5 protein-coding genes are annotated in these 3473 nt (G+C 71.8%); 2 read left to right on the top strand and 3 right to left on the bottom strand.

The annotated features are described in order from the left end of the window. Window positions 1-71: 71 nt before the first annotated feature. Entirely contained in the window at window positions 72-374 is a 303-nt protein-coding gene (gene tatA / locus ACFU99_RS37775; protein WP_384401449.1) for a Sec-independent protein translocase subunit TatA, read from the bottom strand. Between the two features lie 197 nt (window positions 375-571). Here tatA and ACFU99_RS37770 point away from each other — a divergent pair, with 197 nt between their 5' ends. Then, entirely contained in the window at window positions 572-1513 is a 942-nt protein-coding gene (locus ACFU99_RS37770) for an NADP-dependent oxidoreductase (protein WP_384401446.1), read from the top strand. On the opposite strand, the gene ACFU99_RS37765 is transcribed toward ACFU99_RS37770, so the two are convergent. Further along, the gene (locus tag ACFU99_RS37765) at window positions 1503-2192 is read right to left on the bottom strand and encodes a glycoside hydrolase family 88 protein (RefSeq protein ID WP_384401452.1); all 690 of its coding nucleotides are present in this window, start codon (window positions 2190-2192) and stop codon (window positions 1503-1505) included. The two genes, ACFU99_RS37770 and ACFU99_RS37765, sit on opposite strands and share 11 nt — an antisense overlap. Window positions 2193-2216: 24 nt before the next feature. Further along, on the bottom strand, window positions 2217-2813 hold the full coding sequence (locus ACFU99_RS37760; RefSeq protein ID WP_384401443.1) for a MarR family winged helix-turn-helix transcriptional regulator: 597 nt from the start codon (window positions 2811-2813) through the stop codon (window positions 2217-2219). A 103-nt stretch (window positions 2814-2916) separates the two neighbouring features. Between ACFU99_RS37760 and ACFU99_RS37755 the strand changes: the two genes are divergently transcribed. Continuing rightward, window positions 2917-3471, top strand: coding sequence for a carboxymuconolactone decarboxylase family protein (locus ACFU99_RS37755; RefSeq protein ID WP_384401440.1), 555 nt, complete (start codon window positions 2917-2919; stop codon window positions 3469-3471). Window positions 3472-3473: the final 2 nt, after the last annotated feature.

Genomic DNA, 3473 nt, shown 5'->3' with positions numbered 1-3473 from the left:
CCAGATCGCCGGGCGGTCCGGTGGGACCGTCCGGCGATCTGGTGAAACCGTGACGTGCTGCCGGCCGCCGGTCAGGCGGACTGGCGGTGCGGCTGCTGTTCCGCGGCGGTGCGCACGTGGTCGGTGTCGGGGTGCCCCTGGGCGGTGTCCGCGGCGGGCGGACCGGGGGTGACGGTCGGGGCGGCGGCGGGCTGCTCGGAGTGCGAGGTCTTCGGGGAGTCCTCGGAGCGCATGGCGCGCGCCTCGGACTTCAGGATGCGGGCGGACTTGCCGAGGCCGCGGGCGATATCGGGCAGCTTCTTCGATCCGAACACCAGGAGGGCCACCACGACCAAGACGATCAGGTGCCAGGGCTCCAGTCCGTTGCGCAACACGGTGGGGTCTCGCTCTCAGCTGGGGATGCGTGGGCCTGCCCCATTATCACCTGCTTGGCGTATTGCGCGACCGCGCGGGCGATCAAGAGTGAGCAAAGCCACCCGTTCCGGCCCAGCGGTGGCGGTGGCGGCGCGCTGGGGAGAAGGTTGGACGCAACGGGACCAGGTGGCTGGGCGGAGATGAATCGGAGAACATCATGCGGGCAGTCGCGGTCACGGAATTCGGCGCGGAGCCGCAGGTCATGGACCTGCCGCAGCCGGAACCCGGCCCCGGCGAGGTGCTGGTGCGCATCGCCGTCGCGGCCCTGAACCCCCTCGACTGGAAGATCGCGGACGGCATGCTGCGGGACGCCGTGCCGCATGCCTTCCCGCTCGTACTCGGCGTGGACGGCGCGGGCGAGGTGGTGGCCGTCGGCCCGGGGGCCGACCGGTTCGCACTGGGCGACCGGGTGTTCGGCCAGTTCATGCGGCTGGCCGCGGGCGGCGGCTCGTACGCGGACTTCGCGGCGACCGCCGAGGAGGCGCTGGCGCCCGCGCCCTCGCGTGCCACGCTGATGACCGCGGCCGCGCTGCCGACCGCCGGGATGACGGCGTGGAACGTGGTCGAGGAGGCGGGCGTACGGGAGGGGAGCCGGGTGCTGATCGTCGGCGCGACGGGCGGCGTGGGGACATTCGCCACGCAGTTCGCGTCGGGGCGCGGCGCGGAGGTGACGGTGACGGCCCGGCCGGGCGCGGCGGTCCTGATGTGCGACCTCGGCGCGTCCGCGACCATCGACCACAGCGCGGGCCCGGTCGCCGACCAGGTGCTCTCCGCGCACCCCGACGGCGTGGACATCGTCATCGACCTGGTCGACGACACGGCCGCCGTCACCGACCTGGCCCGCGTCGTACGGTCGGGCGGCACGGTCACCTCCACCATCGGCGCGGCGGACGCCACGGCCCTGGAACCCCACGGCGTACGGGCCCTCAACGCCCAGAACACCCCGTCCTCGGCTCTCCTCTCCACCCTCGCCACCGAACTCGACGAGGGCCGCCTGACCGTCCTGATAGGCCACGAGACGACCTTGGAAGAGGCCCCCGCGGCCCTCGCGGCGAGCAGAAGCGGCAGAGCCCGCGGCAAGACGGTGATCAGGGTGTGAGGCGGGTTCGTTCGCTGCGGGCGAGCAGAGCCAGCTCCGTGCCGGCGAGCAGGAACGCGCCGACGCCGAAGTCCGCGGTGCTGCCGTGGCCGACGGGCTGACCGGACTCGGGCCGGTCGCCGGCGCCCTGTACGTAGCCGAGGAACCCGTCGGGGTGCACGGCGGTGGTGACGAGCCCGTGCCAGGCGCGGGCGGCGACCGCCTCGAAGTCGCGGGCGGGCACGAGCCCGGCCCGCAGCGCGTACGCCGTGCCGTAGGCGAGGAAGGCCGTGCCGCTGGTCTCCGGGCCGGGGAAGTGGGCGGGGTCGGCGAGGCTGACGTTCCAGAACCCGTCGTCGCGCTGCACCGCGCGGGCGGCGAGCAGCAGCCGCACGAGGGCGGCCCGGTACGCGGGTACGTGCGCGGCGTCGCCCGGCAGCGCCTTCAGTGCCTTTAACGTTTTGACGAGCCCGCCCGCCACCCACCCGTTGCCCCGCGACCACAGGACGGGCCGCCCGGAGGGGGAGACGGTAGAGCTCGGCCTTCTCCGGCCAGGAAGCCCACCAGTTTTCGCGCGCGAGCCGGCGGTCGTATCGGCGTCGCACGGAGTCCATGCGCCCGCCTCATGCGGTCGGCCCGAAGCGGTCAGTGCCCTCGTCGCGCCGTGGCGGCAGGGCCGTGACGGATGCGGCCGGCCCACGCCGGCGTACGCCACCAGGACCTGTCAGGGGCTCAGGTGGTCGGGGCAGTCCAAGCGGAGTTCGGCGTCGTCGAAGGGGTTGTCCACGAAGTCGCAGTGGTGCGGCCTGTCCGTGCCCGGATGGGCATCAGGGCGGAAGTACGTGCAGGTCAGGCACATACGTGAGACCGGGATGGCTTTGCGGTCCTGTAGCGATCTGATCATGCTGCTGGTGCCGCGGAGCATGGCCGCCAGGTCATCGGGGCTCAGGGTCCTCATGGCCTCGGTGAACTCCTCGGGCATCCGGACCAGCCGCTCGGCTTCGGCTCGCCCGGTTTCCGTGAGAGTCAGTGCCACCGCTCGGGCGTCGGAATCATCACGCTGCCGTTCGACGAGCTCTTTGGCCGCCAGGGTCTTCACCGCGTCGCTGATGGTCGGCGGTGACGACGCGAGCGCTCGGGTGAGCTCGTTCAGCCGGCGCGGACGCGGGTCGCCGGCCAGCAGGGTCACGATGTCCGCCTGAAGGGGGGACAGCCTGTGGGGGCCCGCGTTGCGGTAACTGCTGATCCGCAGGGCCTGCCCGAGGCGCGCGAGCCCTACCAGTAGCTGCTCTTCGGGCGGTGTGCCCGGAACGTCCTTCATGCCGATCTCCGTCGTCGCCTGTACTTGCATAATAGGCACTGCCAACTTATGTTGGCAGTGCCAAATAACCGTGGGTGTGACACCCTTCGGAAAGGACATCCCTATGCCCCGACTGTCCCTCGTCGACCCCGCCACCGCAGGCCCGCAGGCCAAGGCGCTGCTGGACAAGGTCGAGCGCGCTCTCGGCGCGACGCCGAACATGATGCGCGCCATGGCCGTCTCGCCCGCAGTGCTCGACGCCTACCTCTCCTACAGCGGATCGCTTGCCAAGGGACGCCTGTCCGGCGCCGTGCGTGAGCAGATCGCGCTCGTCGCGGCGGTGGAGAACTCCTGCGACTACTGCTACGCGGCCCACCACGTCCTCGGCGAGCGCGCGGGCGTCAGCGCAGAGGACCTGAAGACCTCGGGCAGCGCGCAAGCCTCCGACCCGAAGACCCGGGCAGCTCTGAAGTTCGCCAAGGCCGTCCTTGAGACCCGCGGCTTCGTCGGCGACGCCGACCTTGAGGAGGTCCGTGCGGCTGGTCACGGTGACGGTGAGATCGGTGAGATCGTCGCCAACGTCGCCCTCAACGTCTTTACGAACTACTTCAACTCCGTCGGCCGCACCGAGGTCGACTTCCCGCCGGTCGCCCTGCCCGGCGCGCCGGCCCACTCCTGACC

The organism is Streptomyces sp. NPDC057654 (genome assembly GCF_042800135.1).
Taxonomy (GTDB): Bacteria; Actinomycetota; Actinomycetes; order Streptomycetales; family Streptomycetaceae; genus Streptomyces.
Note: the sequence above shows the minus strand (reverse complement) of the source record. Positions and strands in the feature narration are given on the sequence as shown.